The organism is Clostridium coskatii (genome assembly GCF_001675205.1).
Lineage (GTDB): Bacteria > Bacillota > Clostridia > Clostridiales > Clostridiaceae > Clostridium_B > Clostridium_B ljungdahlii.
In genome coordinates, this window is the sequence record NZ_LROR01000095.1 from 1 (window position 1) to 21,054 (window position 21,054).

At 31.8% G+C, this 21,054-nt stretch carries 28 protein-coding genes; all 28 read left to right on the forward strand.

Features of this window, described 5'->3' with window-relative positions; all coding sequences use genetic code 11:
- Window positions 1-175 precede the first annotated feature (175 nt).
- The 28 genes from CLCOS_RS19700 (at window position 176) to CLCOS_RS19835 (ending at window position 21,045) form a co-directional block, all read left to right on the forward strand.
- Window positions 176-760: an ERCC4 domain-containing protein gene (locus CLCOS_RS19700; RefSeq protein WP_192847904.1), complete on the forward strand. Its 585-nt coding sequence runs from the start codon at window positions 176-178 to the stop codon at window positions 758-760.
- Between the two features lie 38 nt (window positions 761-798).
- The gene (locus CLCOS_RS19705; protein WP_063601164.1) at window positions 799-1,038 is read left to right on the forward strand and encodes a DUF551 domain-containing protein; all 240 of its coding nucleotides are present in this window, start codon (window positions 799-801) and stop codon (window positions 1,036-1,038) included.
- 148 nt (window positions 1,039-1,186) lie between these two features.
- Window positions 1,187-1,759: an NUMOD4 domain-containing protein gene (locus tag CLCOS_RS19710; protein ID WP_430392622.1), complete on the forward strand. Its 573-nt coding sequence runs from the start codon at window positions 1,187-1,189 to the stop codon at window positions 1,757-1,759.
- Between the two features lie 11 nt (window positions 1,760-1,770).
- Entirely contained in the window at window positions 1,771-4,359 is a 2,589-nt protein-coding gene (locus CLCOS_RS19715; protein ID WP_063601163.1) for a CHC2 zinc finger domain-containing protein, read from the forward strand.
- Between the two features lie 304 nt (window positions 4,360-4,663).
- Window positions 4,664-5,059 (forward strand): RNA polymerase subunit sigma, encoded by a 396-nt coding sequence (locus CLCOS_RS19720; protein WP_242866920.1) that lies wholly within the window; start codon window positions 4,664-4,666, stop codon window positions 5,057-5,059.
- Window positions 5,060-5,281: 222 nt separating this feature from the next.
- Complete coding sequence (locus CLCOS_RS19725) at window positions 5,282-5,605, forward strand: hypothetical protein (RefSeq protein WP_063601162.1); 324 nt, start codon at window positions 5,282-5,284, stop codon at window positions 5,603-5,605.
- Entirely contained in the window at window positions 5,605-6,258 is a 654-nt protein-coding gene (locus tag CLCOS_RS19730) for a tyrosine-type recombinase/integrase (RefSeq protein WP_063601161.1), read from the forward strand. The genes CLCOS_RS19725 and CLCOS_RS19730 overlap by 1 nt, the downstream gene beginning before the upstream one ends.
- 503 nt (window positions 6,259-6,761) lie before the next feature.
- Window positions 6,762-7,334 (forward strand): recombinase family protein, encoded by a 573-nt coding sequence (locus CLCOS_RS19735; protein ID WP_063601160.1) that lies wholly within the window; start codon window positions 6,762-6,764, stop codon window positions 7,332-7,334.
- Between the two features lie 40 nt (window positions 7,335-7,374).
- Window positions 7,375-8,082 (forward strand): phage terminase small subunit, encoded by a 708-nt coding sequence (gene terS, locus CLCOS_RS19740; protein ID WP_063601159.1) that lies wholly within the window; start codon window positions 7,375-7,377, stop codon window positions 8,080-8,082.
- Entirely contained in the window at window positions 8,082-9,422 is a 1,341-nt protein-coding gene (locus CLCOS_RS19745) for a PBSX family phage terminase large subunit (RefSeq protein WP_063601158.1), read from the forward strand. Before terS ends, CLCOS_RS19745 begins: the two co-directional genes overlap by 1 nt.
- Window positions 9,422-10,900: a phage portal protein gene (locus CLCOS_RS19750; RefSeq protein ID WP_063601157.1), complete on the forward strand. Its 1,479-nt coding sequence runs from the start codon at window positions 9,422-9,424 to the stop codon at window positions 10,898-10,900. Before CLCOS_RS19745 ends, CLCOS_RS19750 begins: the two co-directional genes overlap by 1 nt.
- Window positions 10,893-11,825, forward strand: a complete 933-nt coding sequence (locus tag CLCOS_RS19755; RefSeq protein ID WP_063601156.1) for a hypothetical protein — start codon at window positions 10,893-10,895, stop codon at window positions 11,823-11,825. The genes CLCOS_RS19750 and CLCOS_RS19755 overlap by 8 nt, the downstream gene beginning before the upstream one ends.
- 8 nt (window positions 11,826-11,833) lie before the next feature.
- On the forward strand, window positions 11,834-12,118 hold the full coding sequence (locus tag CLCOS_RS19760; RefSeq protein WP_063601155.1) for a hypothetical protein: 285 nt from the start codon (window positions 11,834-11,836) through the stop codon (window positions 12,116-12,118).
- Window positions 12,119-12,271: 153 nt separating this feature from the next.
- A complete protein-coding gene (locus tag CLCOS_RS19765; RefSeq protein WP_063601154.1) occupies window positions 12,272-12,511 on the forward strand; it encodes a hypothetical protein in 240 nt (79 codons plus the stop codon).
- Between the two features lie 41 nt (window positions 12,512-12,552).
- Window positions 12,553-12,738, forward strand: coding sequence for a hypothetical protein (locus CLCOS_RS19770; protein WP_063601153.1), 186 nt, complete (start codon window positions 12,553-12,555; stop codon window positions 12,736-12,738).
- Window positions 12,722-13,336: a phage scaffolding protein gene (locus CLCOS_RS19775; RefSeq protein ID WP_063601152.1), complete on the forward strand. Its 615-nt coding sequence runs from the start codon at window positions 12,722-12,724 to the stop codon at window positions 13,334-13,336. The genes CLCOS_RS19770 and CLCOS_RS19775 overlap by 17 nt, the downstream gene beginning before the upstream one ends.
- A gap of 12 nt (window positions 13,337-13,348) precedes the next feature.
- The gene (locus tag CLCOS_RS19780) at window positions 13,349-13,681 is read left to right on the forward strand and encodes a hypothetical protein (protein ID WP_063601151.1); all 333 of its coding nucleotides are present in this window, start codon (window positions 13,349-13,351) and stop codon (window positions 13,679-13,681) included.
- A gap of 13 nt (window positions 13,682-13,694) precedes the next feature.
- Window positions 13,695-14,732, forward strand: a complete 1,038-nt coding sequence (locus CLCOS_RS19785) for a major capsid protein (RefSeq protein WP_063601150.1) — start codon at window positions 13,695-13,697, stop codon at window positions 14,730-14,732.
- A 45-nt stretch (window positions 14,733-14,777) separates the two neighbouring features.
- Entirely contained in the window at window positions 14,778-14,999 is a 222-nt protein-coding gene (locus CLCOS_RS19790) for a hypothetical protein (RefSeq protein ID WP_063601149.1), read from the forward strand.
- Between the two features lie 12 nt (window positions 15,000-15,011).
- The gene (locus CLCOS_RS19795; protein WP_063601148.1) at window positions 15,012-15,287 is read left to right on the forward strand and encodes a hypothetical protein; all 276 of its coding nucleotides are present in this window, start codon (window positions 15,012-15,014) and stop codon (window positions 15,285-15,287) included.
- Entirely contained in the window at window positions 15,284-15,658 is a 375-nt protein-coding gene (locus tag CLCOS_RS19800; RefSeq protein WP_063601147.1) for a hypothetical protein, read from the forward strand. The genes CLCOS_RS19795 and CLCOS_RS19800 overlap by 4 nt, the downstream gene beginning before the upstream one ends.
- Window positions 15,659-15,663: 5 nt before the next feature.
- A complete protein-coding gene (locus CLCOS_RS19805) occupies window positions 15,664-16,098 on the forward strand; it encodes a hypothetical protein (RefSeq protein WP_063601146.1) in 435 nt (144 codons plus the stop codon).
- Window positions 16,099-16,106: 8 nt separating this feature from the next.
- Complete coding sequence (locus CLCOS_RS19810; protein WP_063601145.1) at window positions 16,107-16,538, forward strand: hypothetical protein; 432 nt, start codon at window positions 16,107-16,109, stop codon at window positions 16,536-16,538.
- 7 nt (window positions 16,539-16,545) lie between these two features.
- Entirely contained in the window at window positions 16,546-17,451 is a 906-nt protein-coding gene (locus tag CLCOS_RS19815) for an Ig-like domain-containing protein (RefSeq protein ID WP_082853545.1), read from the forward strand.
- A 12-nt stretch (window positions 17,452-17,463) separates the two neighbouring features.
- Entirely contained in the window at window positions 17,464-17,919 is a 456-nt protein-coding gene (locus CLCOS_RS19820) for a hypothetical protein (RefSeq protein ID WP_063601144.1), read from the forward strand.
- Window positions 17,867-18,079, forward strand: coding sequence for a hypothetical protein (locus CLCOS_RS19825; protein ID WP_065080061.1), 213 nt, complete (start codon window positions 17,867-17,869; stop codon window positions 18,077-18,079). The genes CLCOS_RS19820 and CLCOS_RS19825 overlap by 53 nt, the downstream gene beginning before the upstream one ends.
- A 101-nt stretch (window positions 18,080-18,180) precedes the next feature.
- On the forward strand, window positions 18,181-18,771 hold the full coding sequence (locus CLCOS_RS19830) for a hypothetical protein (protein WP_063601143.1): 591 nt from the start codon (window positions 18,181-18,183) through the stop codon (window positions 18,769-18,771).
- 84 nt (window positions 18,772-18,855) lie between these two features.
- Complete coding sequence (locus tag CLCOS_RS19835; RefSeq protein ID WP_063601142.1) at window positions 18,856-21,045, forward strand: phage tail tape measure protein; 2,190 nt, start codon at window positions 18,856-18,858, stop codon at window positions 21,043-21,045.
- The last annotated feature ends 9 nt before the right edge of the window (window positions 21,046-21,054 follow it).

Here is a 21,054-nt window from a genome sequence, read left to right on the forward strand (position 1 = left end):
GAAGTTTTGTGTAAATTGTCTGTAGCTCTTAAAACAAAAGAACTTTTAAATAATAAAACACTTGAAAGAGTATTTAATGAAAAATTATCATGGGTACCAACAAACATACTCATAGAAGAATTAAATAATAGGAAAGATTTTCCTATAAAGATAGTCAGGAAGTGATTAGATGCAGATACATTATAAATTTTCAGATTCAGATATTAAGAAGCTTTTAAAAGAAAATTTTGTTATTCTCTATGATACGAGAGAACAGCAAAACAGCCATATATTAGCTTATTTTGATAGTAAGAAGGTGCCATATAAGAGAAAGAAGATTGACGAGGGCGATTATACAGCTATTATAACTAAAAGGGCTGATATGGGCATATATAGAGATTTATATTTTCCTGTAGCTATTGAAAGGAAAAATTCAGTTGACGAGCTTGCAGGAAACCTATCAGAGAAAACGGATACCCATGACGATATAAGGCTCATACGTGAGCTTCAAAGGGCAAAGTACAAACATATCAAGATGTATTTAATAATCGAAGATAAGGACGCTATGGAGCATATAAAGGCAGGTAAATACAGAAGCTTATATCAACCAAAAGCATTTTTAGGACGGCTTTCAAGTATACAAGATTTGTACTTGCATGACACAATTTTTGTTGACAGAAAAGACGCGGGTTTTGAGATATACAGAAAACTTTACTACAGTGTTAGGAATTTCTTAAAAGAATTGGATGCAGATATAAGTCCAGAGGCAGAATGTCAGTAATATGAATACAATACGAACTTTTAAGGAGGAATTATTTTATGGAATGGATACAAATAAGTGAAAAATTACCGCCAGCAGGTACTTGTATAATCGCAACAGTTAAAGACCATTGTAGAAATCAGTTAGAACTTAGATACCCTGTGTGGTATATGGAAAAATGTTATGAGCAAGGATACGCTTTTCACTTTGGTGAAATAGGTAATATATTATTACCAGATATAAGTGAAGTGATTGCTTGGATGCCTATGCCAAAACCATATGAGCAAAGTGATTTATAAGTCACAATTCAACTAAATTTTACATTAGAAAAGAGGTGAGAAGGTGGAACTGCAAGATATTGACTTAAAAGAATTAATAGAAAGAGAAACAGGAGAGCATTTTAATAGACAGGGGTACATAAAGTGCCCCTTCCATAGATTTAAAGAAATATGGAAAGATATTGCAGGGTATGAAGGATATTATCAGGTAAGCAATTCAGGAAAAATAAGAAGCGTAAATAGAATAATTATTTATTCAGATGGCAGAATATTCAGATATAATGGACGGGACTTAAAGACAACTTTAAATAAAGGATATGTTAATGTAAAGCTTAGTAAACACTCAAAAGTCGAAACATTTAAAGTTCACAGACTGGTGGCAGAGGCTTTTATATCTAATCCTTTAAACTTGCCTCAAATAAATCACAAAGACGAAAACAAAACTAATAATAATGTTGATAATTTAGAATGGTGTACAGGCAAATATAATATGAATTATGGCACTGTAATACAAAGAGTTAAGAATAATACCAATCATAAACTTATAGGAGAAAAATTAAAAAACAAAAATGGCAAAAAGCTATATCAATATTCTTTAAAAGGCAAACTCATAAAAATATATCCATCCATACACGAAGCTGTCAGGAATGGTTTTGATAAAGGTGCTATAAATAGATGTATTAAAAAGAAAGTAAAAACACATAAAGGCTTTATATTTAGTCTTCATAAGCTTGTAGGTTAGGGGGGGGTAATATGAATATAGAAAACATTGATTTAAGACAAGTTATAGAAGATGTTACAGGGCAAAAATTCAATAGAGAAAATAAAATATTATCTCCTTTTTCTAATGAAAAAACCCCTTCTTTTGCTATTTATTTTGATAGCAATAATAATAAATGGAAATTTAAAGATTTTTCAAGTGGCAAAAGTGGAGACGCAATAGACTTTATAAGAGAGACAAAAGGGGTCTCATATAACCAAGCTCGGGAGTATTTGGGACTTACAGTTGAAAAAAGTGTTCAAGAGCAGCAGACTGAAAGAGTACAGAGTTTTATAGATTGGCAAATAAAGAAATTTGTATGGAAAGAGAAGCTCATAGGGTTATTTCCTTTTACGAACGATAAGGGCGAAGTTGCATATTTCAAAGCCAAATTCAAGAACGATAAAGGTGAAAAACGGCTTTCTTACTATCATATCGAGGACAGTAAGGTAATTAATAAGCGTGGATGTGATGAACTCCCATATAACCTGTATGAAGCCATACAAGGTATTGAAAATGGAAAAGTAATAATTATATGTGAAGGTGAAAAAGATGTAAATAACCTTAACTCTATGCTTAAAAGAAGTGATTATGTTGCTACCAGTGTTAAAAATGTAAAAGATTTGTCTATGTATGAAAATGCATACTTATACATTTGCGGTGATACCGGAGAAGCCGGAGAAAGATATAAGTGGTCCATATATAAAAAACTATTTAGTTCAGCCAAGTCATTCAAATTTATAAACCTCCTGGGTATAAAATCCATGGGGGACAACAAAGATGTTACAGACTGGTTAGATGCTGGACACGATAAAAGGGATTTACTAAATGCTTTTAATAGGTCATTAGATTTAAAAAATAAATATGAGTTGCAGCAGGATTCTTTAGGAATTTATAAAACTACTTTTAAGGGTGAAGATGAAAAAAGAATATACATGACCAATTTCAATGTGGTTGATGCTACAGCAATACATTATGTTAATGAGGATGTGGAAGGTATAAAGTTATCCATAAAAACATCTTTCGGTAGCATAATTGAAAAGATGGATTATGTGAGTGTGTTTGATGATCCAAAGTCATTTAGAAATTTTCTTGGTTCTATGGACCTTATATTTAAGGGAAAAGTTGATGATTTAATGACCTTAAAGGCATGGATAAACAAATATTTTGCTCTTGAAAAATCGAAAGTTTATTCAGGTACTAGATTTGTACTTGAAGATGGTGAGATTAAACTTGTCACAAAAGATGGGATGATTTCAAATAAAGGTGTAGATCCAAAGATAAAGAGTGATGGCGGCACAACTATTAAGATTATAGACATAAAACCTATAGAAAAGAAAGAATTACAGGAACTTATGAAATGTTTATTTGAGTTTGTACCTAAAAAAATAAGCTATTCCATTATAGGTACAATAATTAATAATTTTGCAGTGGCTCAAGCTATGGAGCTAGGAATTAATTTTCATCACCTTTTATTAGCTGGAGAAAGTGGAGGAGGTAAAAGTACAACATTAGAAAATGTGATTGCTGCTATCTTAAATTACCCGAAGGATGATATTAAGTCAATAGGGTTAACAACGCCGTTTGCTATGGAAAAAGCATTAAGTGAAGGAAATTATTCAATTCTATTTGAAGAATTTAAACCAAGTGAAATGAATGAGTATAAAAAGAAAATGATTAGCGAAATTTTAAGAAATAGCTATGATAGGCACACTATTGATAAGGGTAATAGAAACTTAAAAAGTAATACAGTATTTGCTCTTACAAGACCTATAATACTGGCTGGTGAACAAACTTTTGTCAATAATGAAAAAGCACTTAATGAAAGATCATGTATTGTTTACTTTTCTAAAGGTGAAAGGACTAAAGAACATACTACTGCTATGAATTGGATAATAGATCATCAAGATATTTTAAATAAACTAGGTAGGAGCTTGATTGATATAGTCTTGAATATGTCAGTAGAAGAATATAAAAATCTTAGAGATATTGAGGCTAATAAGATTGAGGGGTTAAAAGATAGGCCATTAAATACTGCAATTAATATCTGCACTGGAATTGCTATATTGGATAAGTTACTTAGTAAATTTAGTTTAGATCTTATACAAGAATATGAAACTTCAGTAGTAGAAAATATTAAAAATGAAATTTTGGACAATGGGGAGGAATCATCTTCTGAAGTTGAACAAATATTGAAACTTTACGACCAGATTGTTGGTGATGATAGGGTAAGTGATGAATATTTAAAATGTGCTGTATATCGTCATGAAGGTAATATATACATTAGAACTAGCGAAATGTACAACCAGATATTTTCATACATGAAGGACATTGGAGATAAAAAGCCAATGATGGAGCTAAAGGATTTTAAGAAGCAGGCTAAAATGGCAGGATATTTATTAAAACCGTCAGGAAAGGTGGTAAAAGTAAATAAGAAAACCACAAAATTTGATTTATATGATATTAAAAAAATTAAGAAGTTAGGACTTGAGGCAATAGCTCCGCCGGATATTTTTGAGGATGAGTGGGAGAAAGATGAACAGAAAGTCGTATTTCCGGACAAGTTTAATAAAAACAAGTAGGTTACTAAAAATGCAAAAAGGTAACCAAAGGTAACCAAAAAAGTAACCGCTGAAAATGTTGGTATATCTGGCGTGGCTGTATATATATATATATGAGTTACTAAGTTACATAAACATATATATATACACGCGAGTGTACATGCACTTACGTATAAAGTTCTGTCCATATGTATTTCAAAAAGGTAACCTTTAAAAAAATGCTCTTAAAGCTAGATATACCAATACTTAAAAGGTTACTAAAAAGTAGTAACCAAAAAGGTAACCTGATAGAAAAGAGGTGTTTGCTATAAAATATTACAAAGGTGTGGAATCAAATTTATATAATTATAAAGCAATAAAAGCAGAAATTAAGAATATAGATTTAGAATTACAAGAGTTGGATAATGAAGGTGCAGGATGTAAGGCTATAGGATATGAAGAGAAGTCGGCTCCTACAAATAAATTTAATAGTGCAGTTGAGAATGAGGCATTGAAGCCAGAACAATTGAGGGTGAGGAGGCATAAACTTAAGGTCCAATTGGAGAAGATAGATAATGCACTAGAGACTTTGTCTGATGATGAAATGAATTTAGTAGATCTAAGATATTTCAAGAAGCTACAGTTTAAAGTTATAGCACAAATAATTGATAGGAATGAAGTATACTGTGTTTGTTTGAAAAGTAAAATAATAAAGAAGTTGATACCTCTTATATATGTATAATAAAAATTATATAAAAATATTAGATTTATATAAGATATATATAATGTAGTCTGTGATATTATAGTATCATAGAAATTTACAAGAAAGACACTTAGATTAAGTTCTGAGTGTTTTTTATTATGCTTAAATTTAGACTTTAATAGTTATACACAATATATTGTACATAATGTGGATAACTTATACTATATATTGAATACTAAAATTTAAAAGGAAGTGAATAAATTGAATCGAATCTATAAGAAAAATGAATATATAATAATTCCAGTATATAGTGAGTACCTGATTATAAATACAAATAAAGTATTTAAAGAAGGATGCATACATGTAAAAAATATGGGTATTGCCAGAATGCTTATAGATTTGTGTTTAGAGAAAAAACTTCCTAAGAATCCTCATTTTGCGGAAAATTTAATTAGAATTTCTATTGATAAAGAGTATATAAAGAAACTGCAGGACTTTAAGATTAAAGAATGTATTAACTATAAAGAGCTTATGGATGCACATAGTTATAAAAGACATAAAAGTGCTTTAAGACAGGTGAGATAATGGATAAGAAAATTCGAAACTGGGAAAAAGGAACTGCAGCACCAATACCAAAAAATAAATATCAAAGGTTTAAAGAGAAATTAGTTGAGTATAGTAAAAGATATGCCGAAAGAAATTTAATGCTATTTATATTGGCCAGAGCAACTGGGTATAGAATGCAGGATCTGGTCACACTTACAATTGGACAAATAAAAGATGCGTTAGAAGATGGTTATTTTTTAATTCAAGAGCATAAGCAATATAACCAGTGGGTATCAAATTTACATAGGTATCCAAATAAAAAGAAACCCGATAAGAGAAAAGTTTATATAGGTAATAATTTAGAAAGATATTTAAGTAACTATGTTAAAGGTAAAAAAAGGCTTGAATATGCTTTTCCTTCTAATAAATCTAAAAATGGATTGGAGCCAATAAAACAAAAATCATTTAGTGCGATTTTAACAAGAGTAGGGCAGAGCATAGGTCTTAAAAATATAAGTGGACATAGTCCACGTAAAACTTACGCCACCATAATATATGAAGAGTCAGGTGGAGATTTAGAAAAAGTAAGAATTGCATTAAATCACCAGTCAGTAGAGGAAACAAAAAGGTATTTGGGTATAAAAGAAAAGATGAAAGAGGATGCAGCAAAAATTGCTGATGAAGATATATAATGCGTAAAAAATAAAATGGTGCTTATTTAAAGTAAAATGAAAAAATCTTACCAATATATGCACCTAAAAAAAGATATCAGTAATCCTCCCTGTTATTACGTATTCTAAAAAATTCCAATAGATCATAAAAACCTAGTAATATCAATGGGTTAACAGTGATTTAACTTTTTGTTGGAAAAATAACCCTGAGGGTTGGTCAAAAAAGGGGTTTGATTCAACTCAATTAGGTGGTGCTAACGCGTTATAGGTACAATGCTTAACGTAACATCTACTACAATAAAAACATTGCAATTACTACAATGAAAACTGACTGGGTAGTCGACACAACTTTTAGTAAAAAAAATCTACGTTTATTTTATTAAGATACAAATATTTACACATAACGAAATTAAGCCATTTGTTGAGTAAAAAAATAAGTAAAATAATTAAAGTAAATATATTGACAAACAATACCGTTTAAATTACTATATAAGTATAGTAATTATTGAAGGACGGTGTTTTTTATGATATTAGGATATGCTCGTGTAAGTACAGTAGAGCAAAATTTAGATAGACAACTAGATGCTTTAACTAAAGCAGGTGCAGAGGAAATAATACAAGAGAAAATAACTGGTACAAAAGCAGATAGACCAGAGTTAAATAGATTATTAGATAAATTAAGGCCAAATGACGTTGTGTTAGTTATGGATCTTACTAGGCTAAGTAGAAGTACTAAGGATTTATTCAATTTGGTTGAACAAATAGAGAAAAAAGGTGCTAATATAAAAAGCTTAAAGGAAAGTTGGTTAGATACTACCACACCACAGGGGAAATTAATGTTTACTTTCATGGCTGGAATAAGCCAATTTGAAAGAGACTTAATTAGCCAAAGAACTAGAGAAGGATTAGAGGCAGCAAGAGCTAGGGGAAGAAAGGGTGGTAGAAGACCGAAATTAGATCAGGCTAAGAAAAAAGCTATATATGATTTGTATAGCCAAAAGAAAACTCCACTAAAGGATATATGTGATATGTTTGGTATAACAAAACCAACATTGTATAAAGCAGTTGATGAAATGAGTAAAAAAGCTAGTGCTTAATTCTAGCTTTTTTATTTTGCTTAAAAAGGAGTGATGATATATGACAAAACAAAGAAATCCCAACAGGAGTAAGGCTTTTGAAATATATAAAAAATATAAAGGAAATATTACTAATAAAGAGATAGCTGCTCTACTAAAGGAGGATAAGAGAACTATAGCAGCGTGGAAGTGCCGAGATAAATGGAAAGAAAAAATAAAAAAGAAAGTAGGTGCTCCTACTGGAAATAAAAATGCTATTGGCAACAGTGGAGGTGCTCCATTAGGTAATGTTAATAGGTTTACCTATGGCAATTATAGTAAAAGAATTCCTCTTGCAGTAAAAAACATAATGGAAGAACTAGATGAGGAAGATCCACTTGAAAAGTTATGGAGAAGTATTTGTTTGCAAGAGGCTAGAGTAATTTATATGCAAAAAATAATGCATGTAAAAAATAAAAATGATATTAATAAGGAACTTAAAAGAGAAAAAGAATCTAGTGGGACAAATTCTGATGGTTGGGAAAAGGAATATGAAATTCAATTTGCAGGTGATAGAGAGGCTACTTTAATAAATACTCAATCTAATGCACTTAATACATTAGAAAAGCTTATAAAACGATATGATGATATGCTTCATGCAAATTGGAATTTGGCAACTGAAGAGCAGAAAATAAGAATAGAAAAAATTAGGGCAGATGTTGATAAGGTTAAAAACCCTGATAAAGATAAGCCAATAAAAATAATAATAAAACGAAAGGGCGAGGAATAATGGCTGTAGAAAAGGAAGTCAATCCTCACTTTGAAGATTTTATTTTTAATTGGGATTATAAGTTTTATTTTTTAGTTGGTGGCTATGGATCATCAAAGAGCTACCATGTGGCATTAAAATTAATACTTAAATTACTGCAGGAGAAAAGAACTGCACTTGTGGTTAGAGAAGTATTTGATACTATACGAGACAGCTGCTATTCGCTCCTTGAAGAAATAATAACTGATATGGGACTAGATGATAAAATAAAGTGCGTAACATCACCAATGCAGGTTAAGTTCCCTAATGGCTCTAAGATAATATTCAAGGGCATGGATAAACCTTCAAAACTTAAATCTATAAATAATGTTTCTATAGTATGGATAGAGGAATGCTCAGAGGTTAAATATGCCGGATTTAAGGAACTTTTAGGACGTTTAAGGCATCCAAGCCTATCATTGCATATGATACTTTCAACTAACCCTGTAAGTAAGGATAATTGGGCATATAAGCACTTTTTCAGAAATGACAAAAAGAAAATATTCATACTTGATGATGAAGAACTTTATAAAAAAGGAATAGTCATAAGAAACAACACATATTATCATCATTCAACTGCTGATGATAATTTATTTTTGCCCCAAAGTTATACAGAGCAGCTTGATGAACTAAAAACTTATGATCCTGATTTGTATAGAATAGCACGTAAAGGCAAATTTGGTGTAAATGGAAGGAGAGTACTTCCACAGTTTGAAGTTGCTCCACATTATGCAGTACTCCAGTCTATAGGCAATATAAAGAATTCAATTAAAAGAGTTGGCATGGACTTTGGTTTTGAAACTTCATATAACGCTATTGTAAGAATGTGCATTGATGATGATAACAAAATACTTTATATCTATTGGGAATATTACAAAAATCAAATGACAGATGATAAGACCGCCATTGAAATAGCTGAATTTAAAAATACTCAAGAGCTTATTTATTCTGATTGTGCAGAGCCAAAGACTATAAAATATTATAAGCAGCAAGGCTTTAATATGCGTGGCGCTAAGAAGTTTCAAGGTTCAAGGCTTCAAAATACTAAAAAAGTAAAGAGGTTCAAGAAGATAATATGTTCTGATAACTGTACTAATACCATAGAAGAATTGAAAGATCTGACTTATGCAGTGGATAAAAATGAAGAAATCATAGAGGATGAATTTAATATTGATCCACATACATTTTCAGCTATATGGTATGGATTAGATGGATATGAGGTTGCTGATATTAAAGAACAAAAGTATGCAGACAGTGTCTACAATAAAGGAAATGGAACTATTAAACTTAACCAACAAAGGAAAGGGGGTGCTGTATTCTAGTGATAAATGATGTAAGGGAAACATTACTGCAATTACCACCTATAGAAAAAAAGGAAAGAAGAAGGGCTCTCAAGGATTATATTTTTTATAAAGGTAAATGTATAAACAAGAAACTTGCCAAAGCTGATAAAGTGTTCTTAGGTCAAAGTTGGGAAAACAATGATAATGTAGACTATGAGCCAACGGAAGACATAAGAAATAAAGTTAAGCCATTACTTAAAAAGCAAGCTAGATTTATGTTTGGTGTACAACCTATAATAACAATTAAACCAGATAATACTAAAGATACAGATAGTTGCGAAGAATTAAGAAAATTTATTGATGATATACTTGAGGACAATAAGTTCTGGAAAAATACAAGAAAGGCTTTTCTTATGAGTACTATAAAGAAAAGGGTGCTTTTAAGGCTGGAAATTAATCCAGGAACTCCAATATCAATTAAGTATGAGAACATAGAAGATTTCTCTTATAAAGAAAAAAACGGTGATCTGCTTCAGGTGAGTTTCTTTCAAGAAGATGATGACAATGTGTTCCAGCAGGATGATACTAAAAAGATTTATTATATTCATACTTATTACTATGATAGAGAGAATGAGAATTCACCGGTTCAAGCATATTATAAAAAGCAAACTTATTCAGGAAATGATTTAAGCAGTCCCACTGAAGAAATTACCCAGAATACAGGTTTCGATACTATTCCATGCTGGCTTATAAAAAATGGTGGAGAACTTAATGATGATTTTGGTGAAAGTGACCTTGAAGATCTAAAGGGACCGCAAACTTTATATAATAAAAAGAATTCTGATTATGCAGATGCATTAAGATTTCAAATGTTTGGTGCAGAGGCTGTTATTGATGGTAATGAAGATGACGTAAATAAATTAACTATAGCCCCTAATGCATTACATGCTATAAAAACAGAAAATACGGCTAATGAAAATGGTAAGCAGGCAATCATCCAGAGACTTGAATATAATATGGGCAATGCTGAAGCAGCAAATAATTATCTTGATAGAATTGATAAAGACATGAGAGATATTTTAGACATGCCCAATATTAAGGATTTAAGCAATATTCCAAGTGCAAAAGCTATGAAGTATATGTATAATGACTTAATTGCAAGATGCGAAGAAAAATGGAGTGATTGGGAACCAGTTTTTAAAAATCTGATAAGTTTTATAATTAAGTCTGCTAAATATAGCTATAATGCTGCTTTTAAAGATGAGTGGCTAAGTATTTCTTATACCATTTTATTTAAACATAATTATCCTATACCTGATGATATAGACGATAAGAAGAAGACTGCAATAGAAGAGGTTCAAGCCAATGTAAGAAGTCACAAGGATTATATTAAAACCTATGGTGATGTTGAAGATGTAGAGGGAGAATATACACAGATAATTCAGGAAATAAGCGATATAACTGCAGCTGAAAATGACCAAATGCAGTCAATTCAGGATGGTAATTTAAATGAATGAGTACCAAAGGTTAATTAAAGAAGCAAGGGAAAACAGAGATAAGCTCACAATAAATCAGTTTAGACAAATTAGAGATTTATATAAAGAAGCTGCTAAAGATTTGAAAATCAAAGCGAATAAGGCCAGAAAAGGAAGCTTAACAGAGAGATGGTTAAAGGATTATAGTAAAGCTGTAAGAGCAAAAGTTAAAGAAATAAATAAAATGTTAAAATCTATTATTGAAGAAAACGTGAAAAGTAGCGCTGAATATGCAACCGCAATACAACTAGATTTCTTTGACCAGATTAATATGAGATATGGATTAGGAATGAGTAAATCATTCACGAATATGTTTTCTCAAGTACCTAGTGATGTAGTGAAGGAACTTGTTAAAGGCAACATATACAAAGATGGCAGAGGACTTTCAAGGAGAATTTGGTTTAATGATACTAAGGTTAATGGTGATATTGATTATATAATTCAAAAAGGCATTGCAGAAAAGAAAAGTGCATATGAATTAGCTCAGGATCTTCAGACATATGTAAATCCGGATGCACAAAAAGATTGGAATTGGAAAAAAGTTTATCCAGGTACTTCAAAAACAATTGATTATTGTGCTCAGAGACTTGCAAGGACTTCAATAAGTCATGCATATACTTTAGCAATGCTTAGAAGCTGTGAAAGAAACCCATTTACAACAAAGATTAAATGGCATAGTGTATTTGCAGCAGGCAGAACATGTTCTTTATGTAAAGATAGGGATGGAAGAGTCTATTCACTTAAAGATTGTCCTATGGATCATCCAAATGGACTGTGTTATCAGGAACCCTTACTTGATGATAGTTTAGAAAATATAGGTTCTAGATTGAGAAATTGGGTTAATGGAAGTTCAGATAGTGTGGTAGATAATTGGTACAAAGAATATGGTGATTATTTTAGTTCGTAGGAGGTATTATGAAAAACAGTTTGAAAGAAGCATTAAAAATGCCAGAAATAAAATGTGATTCCTGTGGAAAGTCGTTTAAAATCAAAAAGCTTAAAACAAAGTGGATAAATGATAATGTTCAGAGAGTTTTCTTTACTTGTCCATACTGTAAACATGAATATACCTCTTTTTATAAAGATGACAGAATTAGAAAAAATCTAAAAGAAATAGAAAAATTACAAAAGAAGTATGATGAAATAGTTAAGGAGGATAAAGAAATAATGCAGGAACTTAGAGAAAAATATGATTTATAGTAAACAAAACGGTAAAAGATAAATAAAAATTTATTTTGAAATCTTTACCGAGTATATTTACTAAAGAATGGTTTAAGTGCGTATGCTATATAATTATTAAATTCAAGTAAATAAAACAGTCGTTTATTTTACTTGAAATAGGGAGCGTTTGTTATGGAAAACTATATAATATGGCTTGATAGTGGTGAGTGTATAGAGGGCACTGCGACTAAAAATGAATGCTTAAGATTAAAAGAAGCTTATTGTAATTTTAAAAATGGCAAAACAAATGAGAGTTATAAATGTTATGAGATTAAAGATGATGATGGTACTGCATGGGTAGATTTTAATAAAGTACAAGCAATAGCAATTAATAAGAATATTAAAAATAAAGAGGTAGGATTTAAGTCTTAGAAATAAGGCTTTTTATTTTTGTAAGAAATGAGGTGATGTTAATGCCCAAAGATTTATCTGCAAAAGTAGATATTACAGGGACTGACGCATTCAATGGCTTTACAAATATTTTGAAAGAAGTCATGGAAGATAAAAGAGTTCCTGATGAAGTAAAACATGAAATCATGGATAAAATTAATAATTTGATAAATAAAAAGGAGGACAAAAGTAATGCCAAAATTAAATGAGATTATAGGAGAAGAGGCTTTTAAAGCACTTCCAGAGGAAACTAGAAATAAATATAAAGATACTGATTTTGTGGACAGTACTGGTTATGTTGAAAAATCTAAACTTGATACTGCAAATAATTCTATCAAGGATTATAAAAAACAGTTAAAAGATAGGGATACACAGCTTGAAACTTTAACAGAGAAAGCTAAAGGCAATGAGGATCTTACAACTGAGATTAAGAGGCTTAAAGAGGAAAATGAAACTGCTACTAAAGATTATGAAGCTAAACTTACCAAAATTAAGCTTGATACAGCAGTTAAAGAAGCTTTAAAGCAATCTAAAGTTAAAGATATTGAACTAGCAATGAAACTTATTAACTATGACAATATAAAGCTTTCAGATGATGGAAAAGTAGTTGGTATTAATGAACAAATTGAGCCTATGAAAAAAGAGAGAGAGTATCTTTTTGAAAAAGAAGTACCTGGTACCGGACACTTTGAAACGGGTGGTGCTAAAGACAGGCAGCCAACAATTACACATCTTGGGGAAAGACTTGCAAAACAAAAGGCTGCAGCCATGACCAATACTGAAGAACAAAATAAATTTTTTAAGTAGGAGGTTTTAAGAATGAGACAAAGTACAACCACAATTGGAAGTTCGCAAGTAAATATATTAAAATACAGTCAATATTTTTTGAATGAGGATCTTAAAGTCGCAAAAACAGCAACTACTCTAAACGCTAATGGTATTTTACCAGCAGGAACAATTATTGATTCTACAGGAAAAGTTGTAAATGATGGCACTGCATATGGAATTGTCTATGAAGATGTAAATTTTAATAATTCAATGGGTACTGAAGTGGTTCCAGTAACTATATTTGGATTCGTTGATACGTCCAAATTACCAGTTTCACCAGCAGATGCAGCTAAAACAGCATTAAACATGATTAAATTTTTATAGGGGAGGAATATAAATGACTTTAGAAGAATTTATAAATTCGCAAGAAATAGCGTTATACATTCAAAACTTACCACCACAAACTACAATTGATAAAGTTTTATTTCCAGCAACCAAGCAGTTAGGTACTGAAATAGAATTAGCAAAAGGATCTAAGAAAAAACCTGTGGCACTTAGACTATCTGCTTTTGATGTAGCTGTTAAATCAAGAGCATTAAATGCAAGTTTAAATCTAGAGAAAAAGGAAATGCCATTCTTTAAGGAATCAGTTTTAATAAAAGAAAAAGATAGGCAAATGTTAATGCTTGCAATGCAATCTAATAATCAAAATTTAGTAGAACAGCTTACATCACAAGTTTATAATAATTATCAAAATTTAGTTGATGGTGCAGAGGTTCAAATGAGGAGAATGAGAGCGCAGTTGTTGCAAACTGGTGAAGTTAATATAACAACATCAGATGGAGATATAGTTGTTGATTATAATATTCCAGCTAATCATAAAGAAGTTTTGACTGGAACTGCTACTTGGGATAATCCTGCTGCTGATATTGTAGGTGATTTAATAAGATGGTCAAAAGTATTAACTGATGATGGATATGGCAAGCCTACAAGAATCTTATTTACAGATACAGTGCTAGGTTATATTAAAGGTAATACAGCTATAAAAAATGAATTAATGGCAAGAAATCTTGGAGCTGTAATTGTTACAGATACAGATATAATTAATTATTTAAATACCAAACTTAATTTATCTGTAGGGTTATTAAACGGAACGTTTATAGCAGAGGATGGTTCAACAAAAAGCTATTATAATGATACTGAGGTTACTTTAATTCCAGATGGTTCTTTGGGAAATACAGTTTATGGCACAACTCCTGAAGAAGCCGATAAGATTTATGGTACAGGTAAACTTGATACTTCAATAGTTAATACAGGTGTTGCTATAACAACCAAAGTACAAGAAGATCCAGTAACAGTTGAAACAAAAGTATCACAATTAGGCATACCTTCATTTGATAGAGCAGATGAATGTTTCTTTGCAACTATAAAATAGAGTGAGTTATTCTCTCTATTATTTTTTTAGAAAGGATTGATATAAATGGCAGCAGCTAAGGAAAAAGAAAATATGATTGAGGTAACTGCAAAGGTTAATATGAAATATGATACTGACATTAAAAAAGTTGGAGAAAAGCTAAAGATAAGAGAATCTGATTTAAAAGAATTGCAGGATAAGGGATATATAAGTTATACTCCACCAGTTCAAACACAACAGCCTGGGCAGGGAAATGGCCAACAAACTCCTCCTCCTGCTGATAAGTAAGCAGGTGAAATTATGGCTACTGATTTAGAAATATTAAAATTTAATCTTCAAGAGAAGGAGTATTCCTATTTTGATGATGAAGATCTGCAGCTTTTGTTAGATAAAAACAGTGGAGATGTACAAGCAGCAAGCTATGAAGGCTGCTTAAAGAAAGCAGTAGCAGATGATGCATTGATAATATCAGGAATAACGTTAAAAAGTAACAGAGAATATTGGTTAGGGCTTGCAAAGCAGTTCAAGCCAGTTACTTCTTATAATACAAGCATGAAAAGGGCTGATGGACAATGAGATGGAATGAAACTAGGAAGCAGAGAATAAGAAGGCAGCTTGTAAGAAAAATAACTCCTTTTATGAAAGAAGTAAAAATTTTAAGGCAGGATGATAATGTTTTTAAAGAAAAAAGTGATGATGACTATGTTTGTACAGTAAAAGGATACTATCATACAGGAAGTACTTCCATTAATTTAGTTAATGATAGTTCAGATGCTGCAAATCTTAATAGAAATTATCAGGACAGATTTTTGCTTATAGTTGATGATGAAGTTAATAAGATAGAGGAGCATGATTATTTTAAATTGGATGCCGTAATGTATGAAATAATTGATAAAGGCAATATAGAAGATATTGTTTGGGATACTTATCTGAAAAGGATGGAGTGAGCCATATGTCTGGATTTAAATTTGATGCTACTGATTTACTAAGAAAAATTGCTAAAAATGGAGAAGTAAACAATAGAATGAGATCAGCTGTAGGAGTTTATTGTGATAGTGCAGGAAAAAAGATGGAAGGCTATGCTAAAAATAATGCTCCTTGGAAAAATAGGACTGGCAATGCAAGACAAACTATAAAAGGTGGATTTAAATGGGAAGATGAAAGTAAGTGTAGTGCTTATGTTGCCGGAAATATGGAGTATTCTCCATACCTTGAACTAGCTCATGCAAAAGGAAAAAGTACAGATAATGAAGTTGGAATGGAGGTAAGTCCTTCTTTTGCCCAGTTAGAACTGGGAAATGAGGGTAAATATGCTATTCTTAGACCAACAGTAAGAAAACTTACACCGGAAGTTATAACTGGAATGGCTAATTTACTTGGAAAGTAGGTGCTTTTATGCCAGAAATTAACTTTAAGTATGCAGTCCCGGGAGATATACTGGAAGATTATATAAATGGAACATATATACCACGTACCGTATGGGAACGTGTTTTTTTATTTCTAAAGAGTAAAGGCATAGATGTATATAGTCCAAGTCAACACAAAGGAAAATGTACATCTTCTTATACAGTAGTAAAAAATACAGGTACTACAGGATTTCAAGGTAGCAATCAAATAGGTTCACAAACTTTGGATGTTATTGTTTATTGCCCTAGAAGTAATTATTCAGACATGGAACCTTATACAGTACAGATACAAAACTTTTTAAGTGAATTAAAAGAATATATAAGACCTACAGGAAATATCATGCCTGTCATTTTAGATGATAGTGTGAATGGATATACACAATCAATAGAATATCAAACATTTCAAAGACTAAGGAGGTAGATAATTAATGTCAGGAACTGAAATTCAAGGTATGCCAATAGCAAACATAGCATTAGCAGAGATCATTAATGAAGATACTGGACAGACTTACTATTTTGATACTGCTGAAAAAGCTGATGTAAAACCTGATTTAAGCAAAGGTAAAGAAGATATACTTAGAGTTAAAAATAGAATAATTGCAATGAATCGAACTGAAGACATTTGCATTGGATATAACGTAAAACTAACTGATAATACTTTTCCACCAGAGCTAATGTGTTTAGTAGATGGTGGAACTATGACAAGCAGTGGCTATGAAGGTCCTGAAATTGGAGTTGCAGTAAACAAAGTACCATTTACATTAAATTTATATTCAGAAGAGAAAGACTATGATTCTTCAACTATTCAATATGTTAAATTTAGTTTTAGACATAATAAAGGTACGCCAGTGGAATTTAAATTTGAAGATGGAAAGTTTTATGTACCAGAGTTTGAAAGTACAAGTAGACCTAAGAAGGGAGAAAAGCCAATATATATATCATATGTAAGCAGTTTGCCTAATTCATCAAGTTCTTCTACAGGAGGAACAACTCCTACTACAGTAACAGTACCAAGTCCTCCAGCTCCAACGAGTCCTGATTCGACTACAGGTACCCCAGGAGTTACTGTAGGAACTGACTGCAGGGTAACATGGATTTTTGCTGATGCTGTGAATGATGCAGATGTGACAGCTGCCAATTTTAAAGTCACTAAAAAATCAGATGGTTCAGTAGTTTCGGGCAGTGTAACAATGGATACAGCTAAGAAAGTAATAACTTTTGTACCAACTTCAATAGTTGCAGGGGTAACATATGAGGCCACTGCATCAGCTATAAGAAAAGCTGATGGAACTGGAAATACAACAGCTGTAACAGTTGAATTTACTACAGCATAGGAGGGAATTTAAATGGATGAATTAAAAGTAACAAGTATTGAAGAATTAAAAAATATGTCTACAGAAATAATAGAGTTAAGTTCTTTTTCAGGGACTAAGCCTTTTTGTGCAAGAGTAAAAAGGCTTTCAATTTTAGGATTATGTCAAAGTGGACAAATACCTAACCAGCTTTTAGGTGTAGCTAGAAGGCTTTTTTATCAGGATAAGATAGATCAAATAGATCTAAAAGAGTATGGAAAAGTCATTGATATAATTTGTGAAAATACATTAGTAGAGCCAAGTATAAAGCAACTTAAAGAGATAAATTTAGAATTGACTGATACACAGAGATTTGAATTATGGGCATATAGCCAGCAGGGGGTAGAGGGTTTAAAATCCTTTCGTACAGCATCAAAGGATAATCTCAATAATAGCAATGGCAAGGACATACAAAATAAGGCCAAGTCAAATTTTAAACATAGAAAATAGTTATGATGCATTTTGTTTTGATGAAGCATGTTCCTATATTTTAAGTGAGCTGTCGGCTGAAAAGCCTAAAACTCCTAAATGGAAAGATGAAGAAAAACATATTAGCAATGACAATAAATCTACTATAGAGTGGATGATGAAGCATAATAAGCCACTTTAAAACGACTATATCCCTTATAATATGAACAAATTATTAAGAATATATGATATAATATAGTATATTATACAAATAAAGTATTATTTGGCATAAGGAGCACTATTATGTGGATAGCTTATACTATTGGACTTGTATTTTTAATAATGTTAGTAAAATCTATGATAATTAAACCTATATTATTTAAAGAAAAGTGGCAGGCTGGAGTAGGGTATGGCCTTCCTGCTATTTTGTGTTTCCTATTATTTTTTATGCTTGCTTATTCAGATTACAGTTCTGAACAAGCGTATTTTAAAGATCAGAAAGATAGATATACTGCATCAAGTTGGCATCCACCAACAGTGAGTGGAAGTGTAACTCCTTCAAATCCTACAAGTGGTCAATATGTAAGTATACCAATTTCTCAGGACAAGAATTTACAGGACGGACTTGTGAATTTACAAAATGATTTGAGTACATTGGAGAAAGATGTTGCTACGAAAACATTAAGTACATCATCAGCTAGTGATGATTCTAAAAAACAGCCTTACATAGATAATAATGGGAAACCTGCTATTATAGGTGATACAGATAGTAAAATATATCATTTGCCAGGTGATCCATATTATGCTAAGGAAATGCAAAAGTTAAGTAATAATGTCTATTTTAGGACGATAGAAGAAGCAGAGGCAGCTGGATATAGGGCGATTAAAAGCTGAAATAGTTTAATAGAGTATAAGGAAGAAGAATCACTTAATTGTGATTCTTTTTTTGTACTCAAAATTAAGGGGGGAGGTGAGTATTTGGCAATAAATGCAGGATCTGTAGTTGCTTTTATGGAATTAGATACTTCAAGATTTACAAGTGGTTTAAGCAGTGCAGGAGAGCAGATGAAACAGTTTATGAATTCTAATAATTCTGCAGAGAGTAGAATTCAAAGTCTTGGAGGTGCAATGCAAAGTGTTGGTTCTGTTGCAACTAAGGCTGTAACACTTCCTCTAGTTGGAGTTGGAACTGCAGCAGTGAAAACCAGTATGGATTTTGAAGCTCGAATGTCTAAAGTTAAGGCTATTTCAGGTGCTACAGGGGATGAGTTTCAAAAATTAAGAGATCAAGCAATTCAGCTGGGGGCGGATACGTCTTTTAGTGCTTCAGGTGCTGCTGAGGGTATGGAAAATTTAGCTTCTGCTGGCTTTAAAAACAATGAGATAATGAGTGCAATGCCCGGAATGTTAAGTCTTGCGGCTGCAGGAGGTGTTGATATAGGGACGGCTTCAGATATAGCAAGTAGTTCTTTAAGAGGATTTGGAATGGAAGCTGATAAAACAACGCATGTTGCAGATGTATTAGCAAAAGTAGCTGGAGATACAAATGCTGAAATTACGGATACAGGGGAAGCTATGAAATACATAGCTCCAGTTGCACATTCACTGGGAATTTCTTTTGAAGACACAAGTGCAGCAATAGGACTACTGAGTAATGCAGGTATAAAAGGAAGTCAGGCAGGTACTACATTAAGAAGTGCATTAACTAATCTTGCAAGTCCGACTAAAGCAGCATCAAAAGTAATGAAACAGCTGGGAATGAATTTTTTTGATGCAAATGGAAAAATGATTCCACTTGGACAAGTTATACAACAGCTTCAGGATAAGACAAAAGGACTTACCCAGCAACAAAAAGCAAGTGTTATGGAAACTTTGTTTGGTAAAGAAGCTATGTCTGGTATGTTAGCTTTAGTAGATCAAGGACCCCAGAAATTTAATAATCTTACAAAGGAGTTAAAAAATTGTGACGGTGCATCTAAAGAAATGGCAGATACAATGCAAGATAACTTAAAAGGATCTATAGAGGCAATGAAAGGAAGCTTGGAAACAGCAGGAATAAGGATAGGAGATGTTTTAGCTCCTGGAATAAAAAAAGCTGCTAATTTTATATCTGCTTTGGTCAATGCATTTTCTAGTTTGCCAAGGCCAATTCAAACTATTATTGTTTATGCCGGAGTCATGGCTGCTGCGTTTGGACCTGTTATGATTGTGTTTGGCAAAATAATAACATCAACTTCAACAGTTATAGGGGCGTTTTCAAAATTTGGACCAGCAATCACTAAAGTAATAGGAGTTTTTCCTAAACTAATAACCGGTATTTCAAAAGTAGGAACAGCATTTGGAGGATTGAAAAAAGCTGCAAGTATATTTACCGCATTACCTGGATTGGTTACTCCACCTGTAGTAATAACCATAGGAATTATAGCTGGTTTAGGATTGATAGTTTATGAAGTTATAAAGCATTGGGACGCATGTAAAAAATATGCAGCTGCTTTTGGAAAAGCTATAAAAGATATATTTGCATCCGTTGGTGACTTTTTCTCTAAATCTATAAAAGGATGGGAGATTGCTTTTGATGAATTTAGAGATTTCCTTTCCAAATCAGCACAGGGATGGAAAATGATATTTAAAAACTTAGGTGCAGATATGAAAGCTATAGGTAAATTTATTTTTGAAGGTTTATTTAATGGCATAAGCAGTGTGGCCGGCAAAATAAAAGATAAAGTGGCATCTATAGCAAGTTCTATAAAAAATACGTTTAAATCAGATCTAGGTATACATTCACCGTCAACATTTTTTACTGGATATGGTATTAATACAGGACAAGGATATATAAATGGGTTAGATAAGATGCAGAGTCCTATTAAAAATAGACTTGCAAGATTAGCAAATGGTATTAAAAGTTTAGGCAGTGTAAGACCTAAATTGGACGACATTGCATTAAGTGGAGCTTATGGAAGTTCTCAGCAGCAAGGGTTGAGTAAAATTAGCAAATTAAGCTCTAGTAAATTACTTAATTTTGATCCTAAGATAACACTTTATGTAACTGTAGCAGATACAGGAGAAAAAGGTACTGCAAAACTTACCAGTGAGGTAAAATCAATGACTAAGAGTTCATTAAAAAATGGTTTGGTTGACTTTTTCATGAATGATGTTATAAGGGATTAGGAGGTGGCT